Here is a 16,181-nt window from a genome sequence, read left to right as displayed (position 1 = left end):
CGATGACTGACCAAATCAAAACCGACAACGCCCGGTCGAAGGCCGAGCAGCTGCCGCTCGCATTCTCGCACCAGTCCGCCTCCGGCAGGGATGATCTCCTCGTCTCCGCCTCGCTCGCGGCTGCCGTCAGCCTTATTGATGAATGGCCGAACTGGCGCTCGCCCGTCGTGGTGCTGGCCGGGCCGCCGGGTTCGGGCAAATCCCATCTCGCCAATATCTGGAAAAATATCAGCGACGCGCGCGACATTCACCCTGAAGCTGGCTCCGATGCCGCGCGTGTTGCCGAAACGGGACCGGTTCTTTTCGAGGACGCCGACCGGCGCGGTTTTAACGAGACCGAACTTTTCCATGTCATCAACAGCGTTCGCCAGCACGGCACGACGCTTTTGATGACCAGCCGGCAATGGCCCGCCGCATGGCCGGTGACGCTGCCGGATCTGCGCTCGCGCCTCAAAGCGGTAACGGTGGTGGAAACCGGCGAGCCGGACGAAGGGCTGCTGGCGCAGGTGCTGGTGAAACTCTTCGCCGACCGACAGCTTTACATGGATGACAAACTCATAGGTTACATCGTCAATAGAATGGAGCGTTCGCTCGATACGGCGCAGACGATCGTGGATCGGATCGACCGTCTGGCGCTCGCGCGTGGAACGAGAATTACCCGTCCGCTGGTGGCGGAAGTCCTCAATGCGATGGACAACGCAACGGCGGGCAGCGGACTGGACGTCGATTGACTGTCACAGTTCCGTCGTCAAACTGTTATACGGGCAAGAAGGACGATCACGCGATGCAGCAGGATCACGGGACGGAAATCGGTCAGGGGACGGAACAGGGCATGGACGCTATCGCGCAGGAAGACTTCAACAAGGTTCAGCCTGTGGCTGAGGGCGAGAACCTCTGGGACAGCCCGGCGCGTTTCATCAACCGCGAATTCTCCTGGCTCCAGTTCAATCGCCGCGTTCTCGAGGAAACGCTGAACACGGATCATCCGCTGCTTGAGCGGCTGCGTTTCCTGTCCATCTCGGCCGCCAACCTCGATGAATTTTTCATGGTCCGCGTCGCCGGCCTTGAAGGGCAGGTACGCCAGAAGATCACCGTCAGGACGCCTGACGGCAAGACGCCGGCCGAGCAGCTCGAAGATATTCTGAAGGAAATCGATAATCTGCAGATGGAGCAGCAGGCATCGCTCGCTGTTTTGCAGCAATATCTCGCCAAAGAAGAAATTTTCATCGTGCGCCCCGCCGCACTTTCGGACGCCGACCGCATCTGGCTGGAAACGGAGTTCGAGGAACGCATGTTCCCCGTTCTGACGCCGCTCTCCATCGACCCGGCGCACCCGTTCCCCTTCATTCCCAATCTCGGCTTTTCCATGGGCCTGCAGCTCGACAGCGTCAACGGCCGCGAGCCGATGACGGCGCTCCTGCGTCTGCCGCCCGCGCTCGACCGTTTCGTGCGCCTGCCGGACGACAAGAACGCCATCCGCTACATCACGCTTGAAGATGTGGTCGGCCTGTTCATCCACCGGCTTTATCCCGGCTATAGCGTCCGGGGCTTTGGCACGTTCCGTATCATCCGTGACAGCGATATCGAGGTGGAGGAAGAGGCGGAAGATCTGGTCCGCTTTTTCGAAAGCGCGCTGAAGCGCCGCCGCCGCGGTTCGGTCATCCGCATCGAGACCGATAGCGAAATGCCGCAGTCGCTGCGCCAGTTCGTGGTGCATGAGCTTGGCGTACCGGATAACCGCGTCGCCGTTCTGCCCGGTCTTCTCGCGCTCAACACCATTTCGGAAATCGTGCGCGCGCCGCGCGACGACCTGAAATTCGAACCTTACAACGCGCGTTTCCCGGAGCGCGTGCGCGAACATGCCGGCGATTGCCTTGCCGCCATCCGCGAAAAGGACATGGTGGTTCACCACCCCTATGAGAGCTTCGACGTGGTGGTGCAGTTCCTGTTGCAGGCGGCGCGCGACCCCGAAGTGCTTGCCATCAAGCAGACGCTCTACCGTACTTCCAACGACAGTCCGATCGTTCGTGCGCTGATCGACGCAGCCGAAGCCGGCAAATCTGTCACTGCGCTGGTCGAGCTGAAGGCGCGTTTCGACGAAGAAGCAAACATCCGCTGGGCGCGCGACCTGGAGCGCGCTGGCGTGCAGGTGGTGTTCGGCTTCATCGAACTCAAGACCCATGCCAAGATGTCGATGGTTGTGCGCCGCGAGGATGGCAAGCTGAGAACGTATTGCCATCTCGGCACCGGCAATTATCACCCGATCACCGCCAAGATCTACACCGACCTGTCCTTCTTCACATGCAACCCGAAGATCGCCCATGACATGGCGAACATCTTCAACTTCATCACGGGTTACGGCGAACCGGAAGAGGGCATGAAGCTGGCCGTTTCGCCCTATACGCTGCGCGCCCGCATCGTGAAGCACATCAACGAAGAGATCGAGCATGCCAAGCGCGGCGCGCCGGCGGCGATCTGGATGAAGATGAATTCGCTGGTCGATCCTGAAATCATCGATGCGCTTTACCGCGCCAGCGCGGCTGGCGTGGAGATCGACCTCGTCGTGCGCGGCATCTGCTGCCTGCGCCCGCAGGTGTCGGGCCTGTCGGACAATATCCGCGTCAAATCCATCGTCGGCCGCTTCCTCGAGCACAGCCGCATTTTCTGCTTCGGCAATGGTTTTGGCCTGCCGTCCGACAAGGCGCTGGTCTATATCGGCTCGGCCGACATGATGCCGCGCAACCTTGACCGCCGTGTGGAAACGCTGGTTCCGCTCACCAACCCCACCGTGCACGAGCAGGTTCTTTCACAGATTATGCTGGGCAATCTCATTGACAACCAGCAGAGCTACGAGATACTTGCGGACGGAACGTCGAGGCGCATCGAGGTGCGTAAAGGCGAAGAACCGTTCAACGCGCAGCACTATTTCATGACCAATCCCAGCCTTTCCGGACGTGGTGAAGCCTTGAAATCCAGTGCGCCCAAATTGATTGCCGGGTTGATTTCGTCCCGCAAGAAACAGGCTGAATGACTCGATCAGAAGCACAGGGGCGGCTGACCGGCCTCGCCCCCGTTTCCGTCATAGATATTGGTTCGAACTCCGTTCGTCTCGTCGTATATGAAGGTCTTTCCCGCGCGCCCGCCGTTCTGTTCAACGAGAAGGTCCTGTGCGGCCTTGGCAAAGGACTGGCGCTGACGGGGCGCATGCATGAGGAGGGCGTTACCCGCGCTTTGATGGCGCTGAGGCGCTTCCATGCGCTTTCCGAGCAGGCCCAGGCGCAACAGCTTTATGTGCTGGCGACAGCGGCAGCGCGTGAAGCGGAAAACGGCCCGGATTTCATCCGTGAAGCCGAAGCCATTCTCGGCTGCGAGATTGAGGTCCTGTCGGGTGAAAAGGAAGCGCTTTATTCCGCCTATGGCGTGATCAGCGGTTTCCATGATCCAGACGGTATCGCCGGCGACCTCGGCGGCGGTTCGCTCGAACTCATCGACATCAAGGGTAAGAACTGCGGCGAGGGCATCACCCTGCCGCTCGGCGGTCTGCGGCTGTCGGAGCAGTCGGACGGTTCGTTGGAAAAAGCGGCGACGATTGCGAGAAAACACGTCAAATCCTTCGCCAAACTTCTGGCGGCGGGTGAGGGGCGCACCTTTTACGCGGTGGGCGGCACATGGCGAAACATCGCCAAGCTGCACATGGAGATATCGGGCTATCCGCTGCACATGATGCAGGGATATGAATTGCCGCTGGCGGAAATGCTGAATTTTCTGGAAGAAGTCATCGTCTCCCGGGATAGCAAGGATCCGGCCTGGCAGGCGGTTTCCAAGAACCGCCGCTCGCTTCTTCCCTTCGGTGCCATCGCCATGCGGGAAGTTCTGAGAGCGATGAAGCCGGCCAAGATCGCCTTCTCCGCGCAGGGCGTGCGTGAAGGGTATCTTTATTCGCTGCTGACGGAAGAAGAGCGGAATTCTGATCCGCTGCTTGTCGCGGCAGATGAGCTTGCCATTTTGCGTGCCCGTTCTCCCGAACATGCGCGGGAACTGGCGGATTGGAGCGGTCGCACCTTTCCTGTATTCGGTGTTGACGAGACGGAAGAAGAAAGCCGCTACCGGCAGGCGGCCTGCCTGCTGGCCGATATCAGCTGGCGTGCCCATCCCGATTATCGCGGGTTGCAGGCGCTCAACATCATCGCCCATTCCTCCTTCGTGGCGATCACCCATCCCGGCCGCGCCTATATTGCGCTCGCCAATTATTATCGCTTCGAAGGTCTGAACGACAACGGCACCACACAGCCGCTCGCCGCTATGGCGGGAGACCGGTTGCAGGAACTCGGCAAGCTGCTGGGCGGCCTACTCCGCGTCGTTTACCTCTTCTCGGCCTCGATGCCGGGCGTCGTCGACCACCTGAAATTTCGCAAATCCGGCAACCCCGATCTCGATATGGAATTCGTCGTGCCGCACGATTATTGCGATTTCGCCGGCGAGCGACTGGATGGCCGCCTGCAGCAATTGGCGAAGCTGACGGGCAAGCGGCTGGCCTTCGTGTTCGAGTAACGAACGGCGATGTTTCCGTTTTGTGACAGGAACGGTTCTTGTGTACGCTATGACCAGCGCTCGCAAAATGCTTCTATGTCGCTCGACTGAAAGTCGGAAAGCCGCGCCATGATTGTTTCGAATGGCCAGTCCCACCATGCGATTGAAGACAGCTTTTCCGCGATGGATCGCGAAAATCGTTCGCGAATGATCTTCGCGGGAACGCCGCCGACGATGGTGTAGGGCGGCACATCTTTGGTGACGACCGCGCCGGCGGCGAGCACTGCGCCGTCTCCAACCGTGACACCTGGCAAGACGATAACGCCGTGACCGATCCAGACATCGTGACCGATGATGGCGCGATCCGCCTTGCGCCGCTCGAAAAAGGCGCCATCGCGCACGGCATCCGCAGAATAATATTCAGGGCAATAGCTGAAACGGTGCATGGATGGCCGGTCCATGGGATGGTTCGGAGCGCCTATCCTGACCTCTGCGGCGATGGCACAGAATTTTCCGATCGTTGCATCGCCGACCATGCAACGGGGTCCAAGGTAGGAGTAATTGCCGAGGTCGGCATTGTGCAGGGCGGTGTCAGCCAGAATTTCGCAGCATTCGCCGATATTGGAATCTCTTATGCTCGCCGTCGCATGGATGACGGTCTCTGCGATTTTCGGGCGCTTGATCTGTGCGGTCGAATCCATTCCAGCCTCCGAATTTGCGCCTGCTTAACCGGTGATGATGAAGGTGCTGTGACGTGGAATGGCAAAAGGTGTCCGGCCGGGCATCCTTCTGAAACGCAGATCGCGCGTGCCGCCGCGTGCCGCGAAGCCCTGTCTTACGCCGAGCGTATCACTTGCCAGGGACATCTGCCGCGGCAGGCGTTTTCTTCCAGTAGTGGTCGGATATGTTTTGCGCGTTCCGGATAAGGTGGCCGGCGATGTCGGGGTCGCCGCCCTCGAAGGTTTTCGGGTCGGCCCCGCATAACATCAGGAAGAGCTGCTGATGGGCGACAGCGGCAAAATAATCGTGGGGCGGTGGCTGCATGTCGGAACCAACGGCCCGGAACGCCTCAGTGACCTCTTTGCTGGCATGTTCGAGTGCTGCATGAACGGATGCCATCATCGCTGCTTCCGTCCGCACCAATATGTCCTGAACTTGCCGCTCAGCCGGTGTCAGAACCGGGCAACTCTCACTCATCGAATGTCTCTCCTGTCGGTGCAACCATTTTGCTGGCGATATTATCGCATGGATTGTGTCCGCTTTGCGGGAAAGATTGCAATCATGGTCCTGAAACGCGACACACGCGACACACTGGTTGACCACCGTGCCGCGATGCGCGGATCGAAACGGCAATGGGCTGGTGTTGCTTTGCAAACGGCTCAGCCGTGCCCGAGCGCCTTGCGGATGCAGGCGCTGAGATAGGCATATTGCAACGGCGTTATTGTCGCCATGGCTTCGGTGCGGCTGGCAAGCCTGTCCTGATAGCCGACCGGAACATCGAACTGGCTAAACGTGAAATCCCAGCGCGTGCCTTCAACGATATTGTAAAAATGCTCGGTGCCGCTGACGGCGGTTTTGGCGAGTTCGCCGCCAAGAATATCCTGCACCACCAGCGCGGTGACGCTGCCTTGGCCCTTGGCGGGGTTTTCCCGCGACCAGAAGCCGCTCGTCTCGCCCGACCAACTCTTCTTCAGGGCGTAATAAAGTCTTTCTGCATGGTCCTGCATGAAACGTCTTCTTTTCCATACGTATGTTTCGGTTAAAGCATTTTCAGCAGAAGTGCGCTCGGTTTACGTCTGAAAATGCGCAAAAACAAAGAGTTAGAGCCATGGAGATGAGCCGGCGTTCACCGGAGTTGCTCTAGCTCTGGAAAATAGCAACGGAGCACCAAGCAGACATTTGTGTCTGCCGGGCGCTCCGTCGGGATCATTCGCAGCCGTCAAAGCAAGTGACAGCAGCCTTCGTCTTACTTTGCGCCCAGCAGGTCCTTGACCTCCAGCAGGACGAATTCGTTGTCGTCAGCCTTGTCCAGAGCCCGACCGGCCGAGAAGGGCAGGTTGTTGTCGTTGCCGACGATGATATGGTTGGCATCGACACGGTCGACATTCTCGATGGTGACGAAAGGCATGTCGTAATAGCCGTTGCCGCCGCCCTGACGCTTCTTGTTGTCCGGGTCGGAGATCTTCATCAGGTCTATATAGCCGATCTTGCGGGTGGACTTGCCGACATTGGCGTCGTTGAATTCGATCTTGTAGATGCGCTTCAGCTTGGCAGGGCGGGCGAAGCAGTCCGCAGCTGGAGCCTTGGGGTCGGCGCAGGCCTTGTCGGCGGTGCCGGCGCCGTTGTCGCGCTCGATGACGAGGGCGGTCGCGTCATCCAGCATGTTGAAGTCGCCGATTGCCTCGCCGCCTTCCGCCAGGGGATAAAGCCAGCTGCGGCCGGTCCATTCCTTCTTGGCGGTGTCGAGTTCGACGATGCGCAGCGCGGTCGCGCCGTCGTCGGTTTTTTCCACCTGGCCGTCGGCTGTGTAAAGCGGGCCTTCCAGCAGGCCGTAGAGCTTCGAGCCGTCCTTGGAGAGCGCCATGCCCTCATAACCGCCTGAACGCTTCAGGTTGAAAGCGGGCATTTTCTGCGTCGGGTTGCCAGGCAGGGCAAGGGCGGGATGATCTGGAGACTTCACCTCGATGTCGCCGGCCTTGGTAGAGATGACGTCGGTCAGCTTACCGTCGCGGGTGAATTTCAGGATGTAGGGACCGAATTCCTCGCCGACCCAGAAACCATCGGCAACCGGCTGAATGGATTCAACGTCGAAATCCGCGCCCGTCAGGTAACGCGTGCTCGAGCCTTCCAGAACGATGGGAAAGGGCGCCTTCATGTCAGGATCGGAAAGGAACACGGTTTCAAGCGCATTGACCTTTCCGGCGTCCCAATCGAACTTCAGATGGTGAAGCATCAGCATGGCGTCGCTGGAATTCAACTTGGAACCGAAACCGTTGTCGGAAAGGCTCCAGAAGCTGCCGTCCGGCATCGCCTTGATGCCGGAAAAACCCTGCATCGGCTGGCCGTTGAACGGCATGGAAAGGCCGGTCAGGCGCACGCCGTCCTTGCCGGGTACGGTGCCGAGACCTTCCGCGCGCTTGCGGTCGGCGGTGGTGAACTTGGCGGAGGTCTTGAGGTGCTCAGGCGCGTCCGTGGGCGCCGGGATGATGGTGTTTGCCGGCAGGATGGCGTGAGAGACCAGCTTTGCCGGGAACTCCTGTTCGGCGGCTTGCGAGATGGAGGCGAGTGCAAGGATGGCGCAGGACGCAAAAAGAATGTGCTTCATGATGGAGACCCCTCTCAATACCTGTTGAAGACAGGATTGACGCGATAGGGTCGCCACATGACAGGCGGGTGATTGCCGTTTGAAGCTTTGATGAAATTATACGGCGGGCGCCTGATATTGGCTGAGCGTGCAAACGCCCAGCGTCTGGCCACGGCCTTTCACCGCATGTTCGCCGAGATATTCGCTGCGCACGCCCTTGGGAAGCACCAGTTGATGGGCGAGGTCGGCGGAAATCAGCACCGGATGGCCGAGCATCTTGCTCAGCGATTCGAGCCGCGAGGTCGTGTTCACCGTATCGCCGAAATAGGTGATCTTGTGATGGTCGACGCCGATTTCCGCTGTAATGACCGGCCCGCCATGAATGGCGAAGCGCAGGCGCGGCACCTCGCCGAAGCGGGAAAGCCACACGTCGCGGGAATTTTCAATGGTCGCCTGAATATCGAAGACGCAGCGCACGCAGGCCGCCCGCCTTATCGCCATGTGATAGGGCCAGGTGATGATGGCGGCGTCGCCGATATAGTCGTCGATGACGCCGCCGTGTTTTCTGACAGGTGCGGCGTAGCTTGCAAAGATTTCCCCGAGAAATTCCTGGGCCTTCAGGTCGCCATGGGTCTCGGCGAAGGAGGTGGAGCCGACGAGATCGATGAAGATGAAGACGCGGTCTTCGCTGACCGGCCGGCGATAACGCCCCAGGATGAGGTCGATGAAGATATCGCGGCCGAGAAGCTCGCGCACCCTCATGATGAAGACGATGATGCCGCAGACAATGAGGGTGAAGATCAGCGTCTGCAGCTCGGCATGGACGGCGCGTTTCCAGGTACCTGGAAATATCCCGCTCAACCACAGGATCGTGCCACCAAGCCCGAAGCCGCAAAAGACGAGGATGGCATAAATGACGAGGCCGACGGCGATATAGGCCGGCGTCGGCAGGGCGCTCACCTGCCGCGACAGGCCAGGCATGATGTAACCGCGCTCGAAAGCGAGGATGGGTGCGCAGGCAAACAACGCATAGGTCGCGCCGATCAATGCACCGCCGCCATATTCCAGAAAGGCGTATGCCACGCCGCTGCCGGCCACGGCAACGAAGAGCACCACGTAATCCAGAATGGGCAGCAATTTTCTCATGTCGGTTCTTGGGTCTCGGGAAGGGAAGGCTTTGGTCTTGGGAAAGAAGGGCAGGCCGCTCCCTTCGTGCGAAGCTTCTGTTGAGGTCATATGCGACATTAATGTGGAAAAAGCGCCGCAAAAAGTGAGCAATCGGTAAGGTTGCATGAAGGATTGGTAAGGCTGTTGCGCCGTTGCCGCAAAATCGGCGTTGCCGCTCTTATACGCCTGATAGAATGTTCTGTGATAGGCGGTTTCAAGCGGGGATTGCGGCCAGTCATCCGGCGAGCGTTTCGACCATTTGACGGGGAAGGCGGCGAAACGCAGCCGGTCGACGTCGATCCAGGCCCGGTCGAACAGCGTTCTCCCGTGCGGGTGCAGGTGGCGCAGTCAATGAAGGGAACGTTCTCCTTCCAGCCTCTCCAGCCGCAGCCCATGCCTTTCGGGCCGCGATTATAGCGGTCGAGGAGGTCGTCGTCGGGGTGGAAAGCGGCGGGCCGTTATGGCTCGCTTGCCGCAACCTCCACCGCCTCGACCTTCTTGCCGGCAAAGCGCAGCGCGACTTCGCCATTGATGAGCTTCAGGGCCACATCGCCGAAGAGTTGCCGCCGCCAGCCGGTCAGCGCCGCCACGGTCGCTTTTTCGCCCTCAGCGGCGATCTTGTCCAGATCGTCGCTGTTGGCGATAACCTTGGCGGCGACGCCGTGCTTGTCTGCCGTCAGCTTCAGCAGAACCTTCAAAAGCTCCACGGCAGCACCGGAACCTTCCGGTGCGTGGCTGTGACGCGGCGCCTTCGGCATCTCTTCTTTCGGCAGTGCCAGCGCCGCATTCACCGTTTCGATGATGGCGGTGCCGGAGGCGGACCGTTCCCAACCCTTGGGAATGGTGCGAAGCCGCGACAGCGCCTCGGCGTCCTTCGGCTGCTGCTGGGCGATTTCGAAGATCGCATCGTCCTTGAGGACGCGCGACCGCGGCACGTTGCGGGAGCGCGCCTCACGCTCGCGCCAGGCGGCGATGAATTTGAGGATCGCAAGTTCCGTCGGCTTTCGCAGACGCGATTTCAACCGCAGCCATGCATCGTCGGGGTGCATGTCATAGGTGTCGCGCGATTCCAGAATATCCATCTCTTCGGTCAGCCACAGCGAGCGGCCTTCGCGCTCCAGCTGGGCTTTCAGCGCCAGATAGACATCGCGCAGATGGGTCACGTCGGCCAGCGCATAATCCAGCTGCTTTTCGGTCAGCGGACGACGGCTCCAGTCGGTAAAGCGCGAGGATTTGTCAATCTGCACATTCTTGATTCTCTGGACCAGCTGATCGTAGGAAATCGAATCGCCGAAACCGCAGACCATGGCGGCGACCTGCGTATCGAAGATCGGATGCGGTATCAGCCCGCCCAGATGATAGATGATTTCGATATCCTGACGCGCCGCATGGAAAACCTTCACGACGTTTGGATTGGCCATCAGTTCGAACAACGGCGTAAGGTCAATGCCCTTGGCGAGTGGGTCGACCAGCACCTCAAGGGTAGGACTCGCCATCTGGACGAGACAAAGCTCTGGCCAGAAGGTCGTTTCCCGCAAAAATTCGGTGTCGATGGTAATGAATTCCGATTTCGCCAGTTCCGTGCAGGCCTCGGCGAGGGCGGCAGTCGTTTCAATCATTGCAAATGGCCACTCGTGAAAATTATCCGTCTTACTTTCCCTTTGCCGCGCGCATGTCAATACAAAGCCCGCTTTTCAAGGCTCAAGGATCGTTTTTCTCAGGCGGATTGGGCTCCGGCCCATCCTTTTTGGGTGGGTTGGGGGCGGCGAGCTTCTGGAAATAGGCCGAGGTGCGCAACAGCGAGCTGAACCGCCAGTTCCGTTCCTCAAGTGGTACGCCTTCGCGCACCTGCAGCCGGTAAATCGTGTAAGCGATGAAAACAATCTGTATTGCGGCCGTATAGCTGAACAGCGCCTTCGGGCCGAAATGATCGATCAGGACGGAGGCAAGAAGCGGCCCGACCGTCGCTCCGACAGACCAGAAAAACAACAGTCCAGCCGACATCATCGCATGTTCGCCTTCCTTGGCGTGGTCGTTGCCGTGGGCGGAACTCAATGAATAAAGCGGCAGGGCGAAAGCGCCGAAGATGAAGACCCCGATGATGTTGCTCCATTCATTTGTGCCGGCGAAGAATGCGAGAAACAGGCCGACGATGACCGAGCCCGCCGTTGTGGCGAGAATGATGATGCGCCGGTCGTAACGGTCGGAATAAACGCCGAGCGGATATTGCAACACGACCCCGCCGATAATGCCCGCACTCATGAAGGTGGCAATGGCGGTAACGGAAAAGCCGATCTGCTCGGCATAGATCGGCCCGATATTGCGGAAGGCTGCCATGCTGAGGCCAACCGCCACGCAACCGACGACCGCAAGCGGGGAGATGCGCCAGACGGCGAAAAGATCGAAGGGAATCTGTTTCGGCGGGGCAGGGTTGGACTTGTCGGCAAGCGAGATCGGCACCAGCGACAGCACCAGCGCTATCGCAATTAACGAAAACACCACCGGACCTTCGACACCCATCACGGCAATGACATATTGCGCCAGCGTCACGGAGCCGAGATCGACGAAACGATAAATGGAGAGCGTGCGCGCCCGATTTGAATTCGTGACCTGCGCGTTGATCCAGCTTTCGATAGCTGCAAAAAGACAGGCGACCGCAATGCCGATGACGAAACGCATCAGCATCCAGAATAGTGGGTGGATGATGAGCGGCATGGCGATGGAAGCGGCGGAGGCGACCGCGGCCATGGTTGCAAAGGTTCGGATATGCCCGATCTTGCGCAAAAGCCGCGTTACGGAAATACAGCCGAGTGCAAATCCGATGCTATAGGCGGCGCTGATGAGGCCGATGGTGCTGGCGGAAAAACCTTCGGAGAGACCGCGCAGCGCTATATAGGTTCCCTGCAGGCCGTTGCCGCCGATGAGGATACCGGCAGTCACGAGAAGCGGAATAAGAGGTCTGATCTGGCTCATTGCGGGCCGACTCGGTTTGGCGGGCTGGATTAGTCCTATCTAAAGCGAAGGCAGAGGAAAGGACAGGCTGAAGGCGACATTGTTGCGCTTTGCCTTGACAAATCAGGCTGGCCATGCGCTTTTCCGGCAAATTTCGACAGTGCCGCCCATCTGGCCTCCAACGGGCGCACGACACGTTCCAGGATATAAAAATGCATCGTTACCGCAGCCACACCTGTGCCGCTCTCCGCAAGTCCGACGTCGGCGAAACCGTTCGCCTTTCCGGTTGGGTTCACCGCGTGCGAGATCATGGCGGCGTTCTCTTCATCGACCTTCGCGACCATTACGGCATCACCCAGGTCGTGGCCGATCCCGACAGCCCGGCCTTCAAGGTTGCCGAAACCGTGCGCGGCGAATGGGTCATCCGCATCGACGGTCTCGTCAAGGCGCGTTCGGAAGACACCGTCAACAAGGGCATGGCGACCGGCGAGATCGAGCTTTACGCCCAGGAGATCGAGGTTCTCGGCGTGGCCAAGGAATTGCCGCTGCCGGTCTTCGGTGAGCCTGACTACCCCGAAGACGTTCGCCTGAAATACCGCTTCCTCGACCTGCGCCGCGAAACGCTGCACAAGAACATCGTCAAGCGCACGCAGATCATCTCCGCCATGCGCACAGGCATGGCCGATGCCGGCTTTGCTGAATATACGACGCCGATCCTCACGGCCTCCTCGCCGGAAGGCGCGCGCGACTTCCTCGTGCCGTCGCGTATTCATGAAGGCAAGTTCTTCGCTCTGCCGCAGGCGCCGCAGCAGTACAAGCAGCTTCTGATGGTGGCCGGTTTCGACCGTTATTTCCAGATCGCGCCGTGCTTCCGCGACGAAGACCCGCGCGCCGACCGCCTGCCCGGCGAATTCTACCAGCTCGACGTCGAAATGAGCTTCGTGACCCAGGAAGATGTCTGGACCACGATGGAGCCGATGATGACGGCCGTCTTCGAAAAGTTTGCCGAAGGCAAGCCTGTCACCAAAGAATGGCCGCGCATTCCTTATGATGAAGCGATCCGCAAATACGGCTCCGACAAGCCGGACCTGCGCAACCCCATCGTCATGCAGGCCGTGACCGAGCACTTCGATGGTTCGGGTTTCAAGGTCTTCGCGAACATGATCGCCTCCAACCCGAAGGTTCAGGTCTGGGCAATTCCGGCCAAGACCGGCGGTTCGCGCGCATTCTGCGACCGCATGAACGCCTGGGCGCAGAGCCAGGGCCAGCCCGGCCTCGGTTACATCTTCTGGAAGGAAGAAGACGGCAAGGTCGGCGGCTCCGGCCCGCTCGCCAAGAACATTGGTGAGGAACGCACCGAGGCGCTGCGCCAGCAACTTGGCCTGGAGGCGGGCGACGCCTGCTTCTTCGTCGCCGGTGATCCTGCCAAGTTCTACAAGTTTGCCGGTGAAGCGCGCACCCGCGCTGCCGACGAGTTGAACCTGATCGACCGCGACCGTTTCGAAATGTGCTGGATCGTCGATTTCCCCTTCTTCGAATATAACGAAGAAGAAAAGAAGATCGACTTCGCCCACAACCCCTTCTCCATGCCGCAGGGTGGCATGGAAGCGCTGGAAGGGCAGGACCCGCTCTCCATCAAGGCTTTCCAGTATGACGCGGTCTGCAACGGCTTCGAAATCGCCTCCGGTTCGATCCGTAACCAGTCGCCCGAGTTGATGGTCAAGGCCTTCGAAAAGGTTGGCCTGTCGCAGAGCGACGTGGAAGAGCGCTTCGGCGGCCTCTACCGCGCGTTCCAGTACGGCGCGCCTCCGCATGGCGGTTGCGCATTCGGCATCGACCGTGTCGTCATGCTGCTGGTCGGCGCGAAGAACCTGCGCGAAATCACGCTATTCCCGATGAACCAGCAGGCGCAGGATCTCCTGATGAACGCGCCGTCGCCGGCAACGCCGACGCAGCTTCGCGAACTGGCGCTGCGCGTCGTTCCGTCCAAGAAAGACTGATCGTGTTGAAGACGCTGCTCGACCGGGTTCGCGCAGCCTTCACCCGTGCATTGGCGGCCGCACTTGCGGCCGCCTTTGCGTTCTGGGTGGCGCATCGGTGGCTTGGCCATCCACAACCCGTCTTTGCTGCGATCAGCGCGTTGATCTGCCTTGCTCCTGGAATTCCAAGCCATGTCCGTCAGGGCCTTGGGCTGATGGTCGGTGTCACCATCGGCATTCTCGTCGGGGAGGTCGCGCTCCTTGTCCCACATGATTTCGCTGAAATCCGGCTGGCCTCGGCGACCTTCATCGCCATGATCCTCGCCTCCATATTCGGCCTGCCGCCGGTCGTGCCGATACAGGCTGGCGCTTCAGCCATGCTGGTGCTCCTGATGGGGCCGCAGGTTGCCGGGCTTGTCCGTTTTGTCGATGTTATTGTGGGCGTCGCGACCGGTGTGGCCGTAGCGCTCGTCTTCTTTCGCGAGCGGCTGAAGCTCTAGCTCCGCTTGCGCTCATCACTTTCGCCCCAAAGCCAGCTACCACTCGCGATATGAACTATTGCTGGCACACCAATCCCGGCGCCGCCACAATTTTTCCGCGAGATTTACCGAATTCCGCGAATAAACGGCCGAAATCCAACCCCAGTATGGGGCTGTATCCAATTCGGGGATGCAAGCCACTTGATTTTAAAACTGGGACGGCGCCAGCCGAAATTTTTCCGGTTCTGGCGCGATCATATTTATGAGGATTTCAGAATGGTACACGAGACGAACAAAGAGCCGCCACCGCCGGTCGGGCCAATTCCTCCAGCCATGCCGCGCGGCAATTTTGCCGCCAGCCTGCGTTCACCCGGCGCGAAGTTTCTGATGATCGGTCTCATTTCGATGATCCTGCTGGTTCCACTCATGCTCGTCTGGGGGCTGACGGAAGAGCGCGCCTCCCGGGCGAGGGAGGTTTCCGGACGGATCGCGAACGGGTGGGGCGGCGATCAGGTTGTGAATGGCCCTTATCTTGCCGTGCCCTTCGACGTGGAGCGCCGCCGCGAGGTTGATGGCCGAACCATCGTGGATCGCGTGACGGAGTGGGCGCTGGTCATGCCGGAAACGCTGCAGGTGACAGCGGACCTCAAAACCGAGGAAAAGAAGCTCTCGATCTACAGCTTGCCCGTCTATAACGGTGATCTCGTGCTGAAGGGGCGCTTCGGGCAGGGAGTCCTGACAGATCTCGCCCGTTTTGCCGGCACACCGCGCCTCGACAACGCCATTCTCGTCCTCAGCATAGAGGATATTACCGGTATAAGGTCGAGCGCCGGGGTTCGGATAAACGGCGGCGCAGTTTTGCCCTTCGATCCCGGTATGCGCGATATTTCTGTCATCTCAAGCCGCGCCGGTGAAAACAGTTCCATAAGATCAGATGCGGGCGTGCACAGGCCGATCGACAGAAACCTGATCGAGAGCGGCTTTGATTTCGATATCGCATTCTCGCTGAATGGGTCGGGCAGTTTCGCCATCGCACCCGCCGGCCAGACGACGGGCTTTACGGCAAAAGCCGATTGGCCGCATCCGGGTTTCGAAGGCCTGTTCCTGCCGGAAATCAAAACGGTCACGGCTTCGGATTTCAACGCCAGCTGGACTATTCCCTATCTCGCAAGAGGCATAGACCGTGTTGTCGAGGGTTCGCGGCTGCCGCTCTCCAACAGCCTGATGACGATCAATCTCGTTGAGCCGGTGAAGTTCTATCAGGTCATCGCCCGAACTTTGAAATATTCCATCGGCTTCATCTCGCTTGTCTTCCTCGCCGTCTTCATTGTGGAACTCAAGGGCGGCAGCGTTGTGCACTGGATACAATATGTGCTGACGGGTCTGGCACTCATCGTCTTCTACGTGCTGCTGCTCGCGCTCGCCGAACATACGGGTTTCACCGTTGCCTATGCGGCGGCCTCCTTCTCCACAGCGGCCCTGATTACCTTTTACCTTGGCAGTGCCACCCGTAGTCGCAGCAACGGTTTTGCGCTTTTCAGCGTTCTGGCGGTGGCCTATGGCGTGATGTATCTGGTCTTGAATGAGGACGAGTATGCGTTGCTTGCCGGCGCGGTCATATCGTTCATCGCCATCGCGGCGACCATGTTTGCAACACGCAAAGTGGACTGGTCTGGAGCGGCTGTTTCGATCGACGTCGCAAACAGCACACGGACCAACGCCACCTGAGGTGGGATAGCTTGATCTTAAAAGCGGGCGCACAACTTGCGG

General features: G+C 59.5%; 13 protein-coding genes. 6 read left to right on the top strand and 7 right to left on the bottom strand.

Going from position 1 to position 16,181, the window contains the following annotated elements; all coding sequences use genetic code 11:
• The first annotated feature begins 2 nt into the window (after positions 1-2).
• The 3 genes from hdaA to ppx all read left to right on the top strand — a co-directional run bounded on the left by hdaA (position 3) and on the right by ppx (position 4,551).
• Positions 3-731, top strand: coding sequence for a DnaA regulatory inactivator HdaA (hdaA, locus tag O9X91_RS14630; RefSeq protein ID WP_077982536.1), 729 nt, complete (start codon positions 3-5; stop codon positions 729-731).
• 101 nt (positions 732-832) lie between these two features.
• Positions 833-3,031 (top strand): RNA degradosome polyphosphate kinase, encoded by a 2,199-nt coding sequence (locus tag O9X91_RS14625; RefSeq protein ID WP_077982968.1) that lies wholly within the window; start codon positions 833-835, stop codon positions 3,029-3,031.
• Positions 3,028-4,551, top strand: a complete 1,524-nt coding sequence (gene ppx / locus O9X91_RS14620) for an exopolyphosphatase (protein ID WP_269833213.1) — start codon at positions 3,028-3,030, stop codon at positions 4,549-4,551. Before O9X91_RS14625 ends, ppx begins: the two co-directional genes overlap by 4 nt.
• Positions 4,552-4,598: 47 nt before the next feature.
• Here the strand turns inward: ppx and O9X91_RS14615 are convergent, their stop codons facing one another.
• From O9X91_RS14615 to O9X91_RS14585, 7 genes are all read right to left on the bottom strand, one after another.
• Complete coding sequence (locus O9X91_RS14615) at positions 4,599-5,231, bottom strand: DapH/DapD/GlmU-related protein (RefSeq protein ID WP_077982534.1); 633 nt, start codon at positions 5,229-5,231, stop codon at positions 4,599-4,601.
• A gap of 148 nt (positions 5,232-5,379) precedes the next feature.
• Positions 5,380-5,727 carry a hypothetical protein gene (locus O9X91_RS14610; protein WP_217004561.1) on the bottom strand — a complete coding sequence of 116 codons (348 nt, stop codon included), beginning with the start codon at positions 5,725-5,727 and terminating at the stop codon, positions 5,380-5,382.
• Between the two features lie 182 nt (positions 5,728-5,909).
• Entirely contained in the window at positions 5,910-6,257 is a 348-nt protein-coding gene (locus O9X91_RS14605; protein ID WP_077982532.1) for a YunG family protein, read from the bottom strand.
• 239 nt (positions 6,258-6,496) lie between these two features.
• Positions 6,497-7,855: an esterase-like activity of phytase family protein gene (locus tag O9X91_RS14600; protein ID WP_269833214.1), complete on the bottom strand. Its 1,359-nt coding sequence runs from the start codon at positions 7,853-7,855 to the stop codon at positions 6,497-6,499.
• 96 nt (positions 7,856-7,951) lie between these two features.
• On the bottom strand, positions 7,952-8,980 hold the full coding sequence (locus O9X91_RS14595) for an adenylate/guanylate cyclase domain-containing protein (RefSeq protein WP_217004566.1): 1,029 nt from the start codon (positions 8,978-8,980) through the stop codon (positions 7,952-7,954).
• 479 nt (positions 8,981-9,459) lie between these two features.
• Complete coding sequence (gene rnd, locus O9X91_RS14590; RefSeq protein ID WP_269833215.1) at positions 9,460-10,620, bottom strand: ribonuclease D; 1,161 nt, start codon at positions 10,618-10,620, stop codon at positions 9,460-9,462.
• An 82-nt stretch (positions 10,621-10,702) separates the two neighbouring features.
• Positions 10,703-11,974, bottom strand: a complete 1,272-nt coding sequence (locus tag O9X91_RS14585; protein WP_077982527.1) for an MFS transporter — start codon at positions 11,972-11,974, stop codon at positions 10,703-10,705.
• A gap of 191 nt (positions 11,975-12,165) precedes the next feature.
• Between O9X91_RS14585 and aspS the strand changes: the two genes are divergently transcribed.
• From aspS to creD, 3 genes are all read left to right on the top strand, one after another.
• Positions 12,166-13,953, top strand: a complete 1,788-nt coding sequence (aspS, locus tag O9X91_RS14580; protein ID WP_142912546.1) for an aspartate--tRNA ligase — start codon at positions 12,166-12,168, stop codon at positions 13,951-13,953.
• Positions 13,954-13,955: 2 nt separating this feature from the next.
• On the top strand, positions 13,956-14,432 hold the full coding sequence (locus O9X91_RS14575; protein ID WP_137410083.1) for an FUSC family protein: 477 nt from the start codon (positions 13,956-13,958) through the stop codon (positions 14,430-14,432).
• Between the two features lie 255 nt (positions 14,433-14,687).
• Positions 14,688-16,139 carry a cell envelope integrity protein CreD gene (gene creD, locus O9X91_RS14570; RefSeq protein WP_269834318.1) on the top strand — a complete coding sequence of 484 codons (1,452 nt, stop codon included), beginning with the start codon at positions 14,688-14,690 and terminating at the stop codon, positions 16,137-16,139.
• The last annotated feature ends 42 nt before the right edge of the window (positions 16,140-16,181 follow it).

This window comes from Agrobacterium salinitolerans (assembly GCF_027498475.1).
GTDB lineage: Bacteria > Pseudomonadota > Alphaproteobacteria > Rhizobiales > Rhizobiaceae > Agrobacterium > Agrobacterium salinitolerans.
This window is presented reverse-complemented; position numbering and strand designations above follow the sequence as displayed.

Excerpts from the sequence above, each read along its gene's own strand:
- hdaA (WP_077982536.1), top strand. The coding sequence starts at position 3 with ATGACTGACCAAATCAAAACCGACAACGCCCGGTCGAAGGCCGAGCAG.
- O9X91_RS14625 (WP_077982968.1), top strand. The coding sequence starts at position 833 with ATGGACGCTATCGCGCAGGAAGACTTCAACAAGGTTCAGCCTGTGGCT.
- ppx (WP_269833213.1), top strand. The coding sequence starts at position 3,028 with ATGACTCGATCAGAAGCACAGGGGCGGCTGACCGGCCTCGCCCCCGTT.
- O9X91_RS14615 (WP_077982534.1), bottom strand. The coding sequence starts at position 5,231 with ATGGATTCGACCGCACAGATCAAGCGCCCGAAAATCGCAGAGACCGTC.
- O9X91_RS14610 (WP_217004561.1), bottom strand. The coding sequence starts at position 5,727 with ATGAGTGAGAGTTGCCCGGTTCTGACACCGGCTGAGCGGCAAGTTCAG.
- O9X91_RS14605 (WP_077982532.1), bottom strand. The coding sequence starts at position 6,257 with ATGCAGGACCATGCAGAAAGACTTTATTACGCCCTGAAGAAGAGTTGG.
- O9X91_RS14600 (WP_269833214.1), bottom strand. The coding sequence starts at position 7,855 with ATGAAGCACATTCTTTTTGCGTCCTGCGCCATCCTTGCACTCGCCTCC.
- O9X91_RS14595 (WP_217004566.1), bottom strand. The coding sequence starts at position 8,980 with ATGAGAAAATTGCTGCCCATTCTGGATTACGTGGTGCTCTTCGTTGCC.
- rnd (WP_269833215.1), bottom strand. The coding sequence starts at position 10,620 with ATGATTGAAACGACTGCCGCCCTCGCCGAGGCCTGCACGGAACTGGCG.
- O9X91_RS14585 (WP_077982527.1), bottom strand. The coding sequence starts at position 11,974 with ATGAGCCAGATCAGACCTCTTATTCCGCTTCTCGTGACTGCCGGTATC.
- aspS (WP_142912546.1), top strand. The coding sequence starts at position 12,166 with ATGCATCGTTACCGCAGCCACACCTGTGCCGCTCTCCGCAAGTCCGAC.
- creD (WP_269834318.1), top strand. The coding sequence starts at position 14,688 with ATGGTACACGAGACGAACAAAGAGCCGCCACCGCCGGTCGGGCCAATT.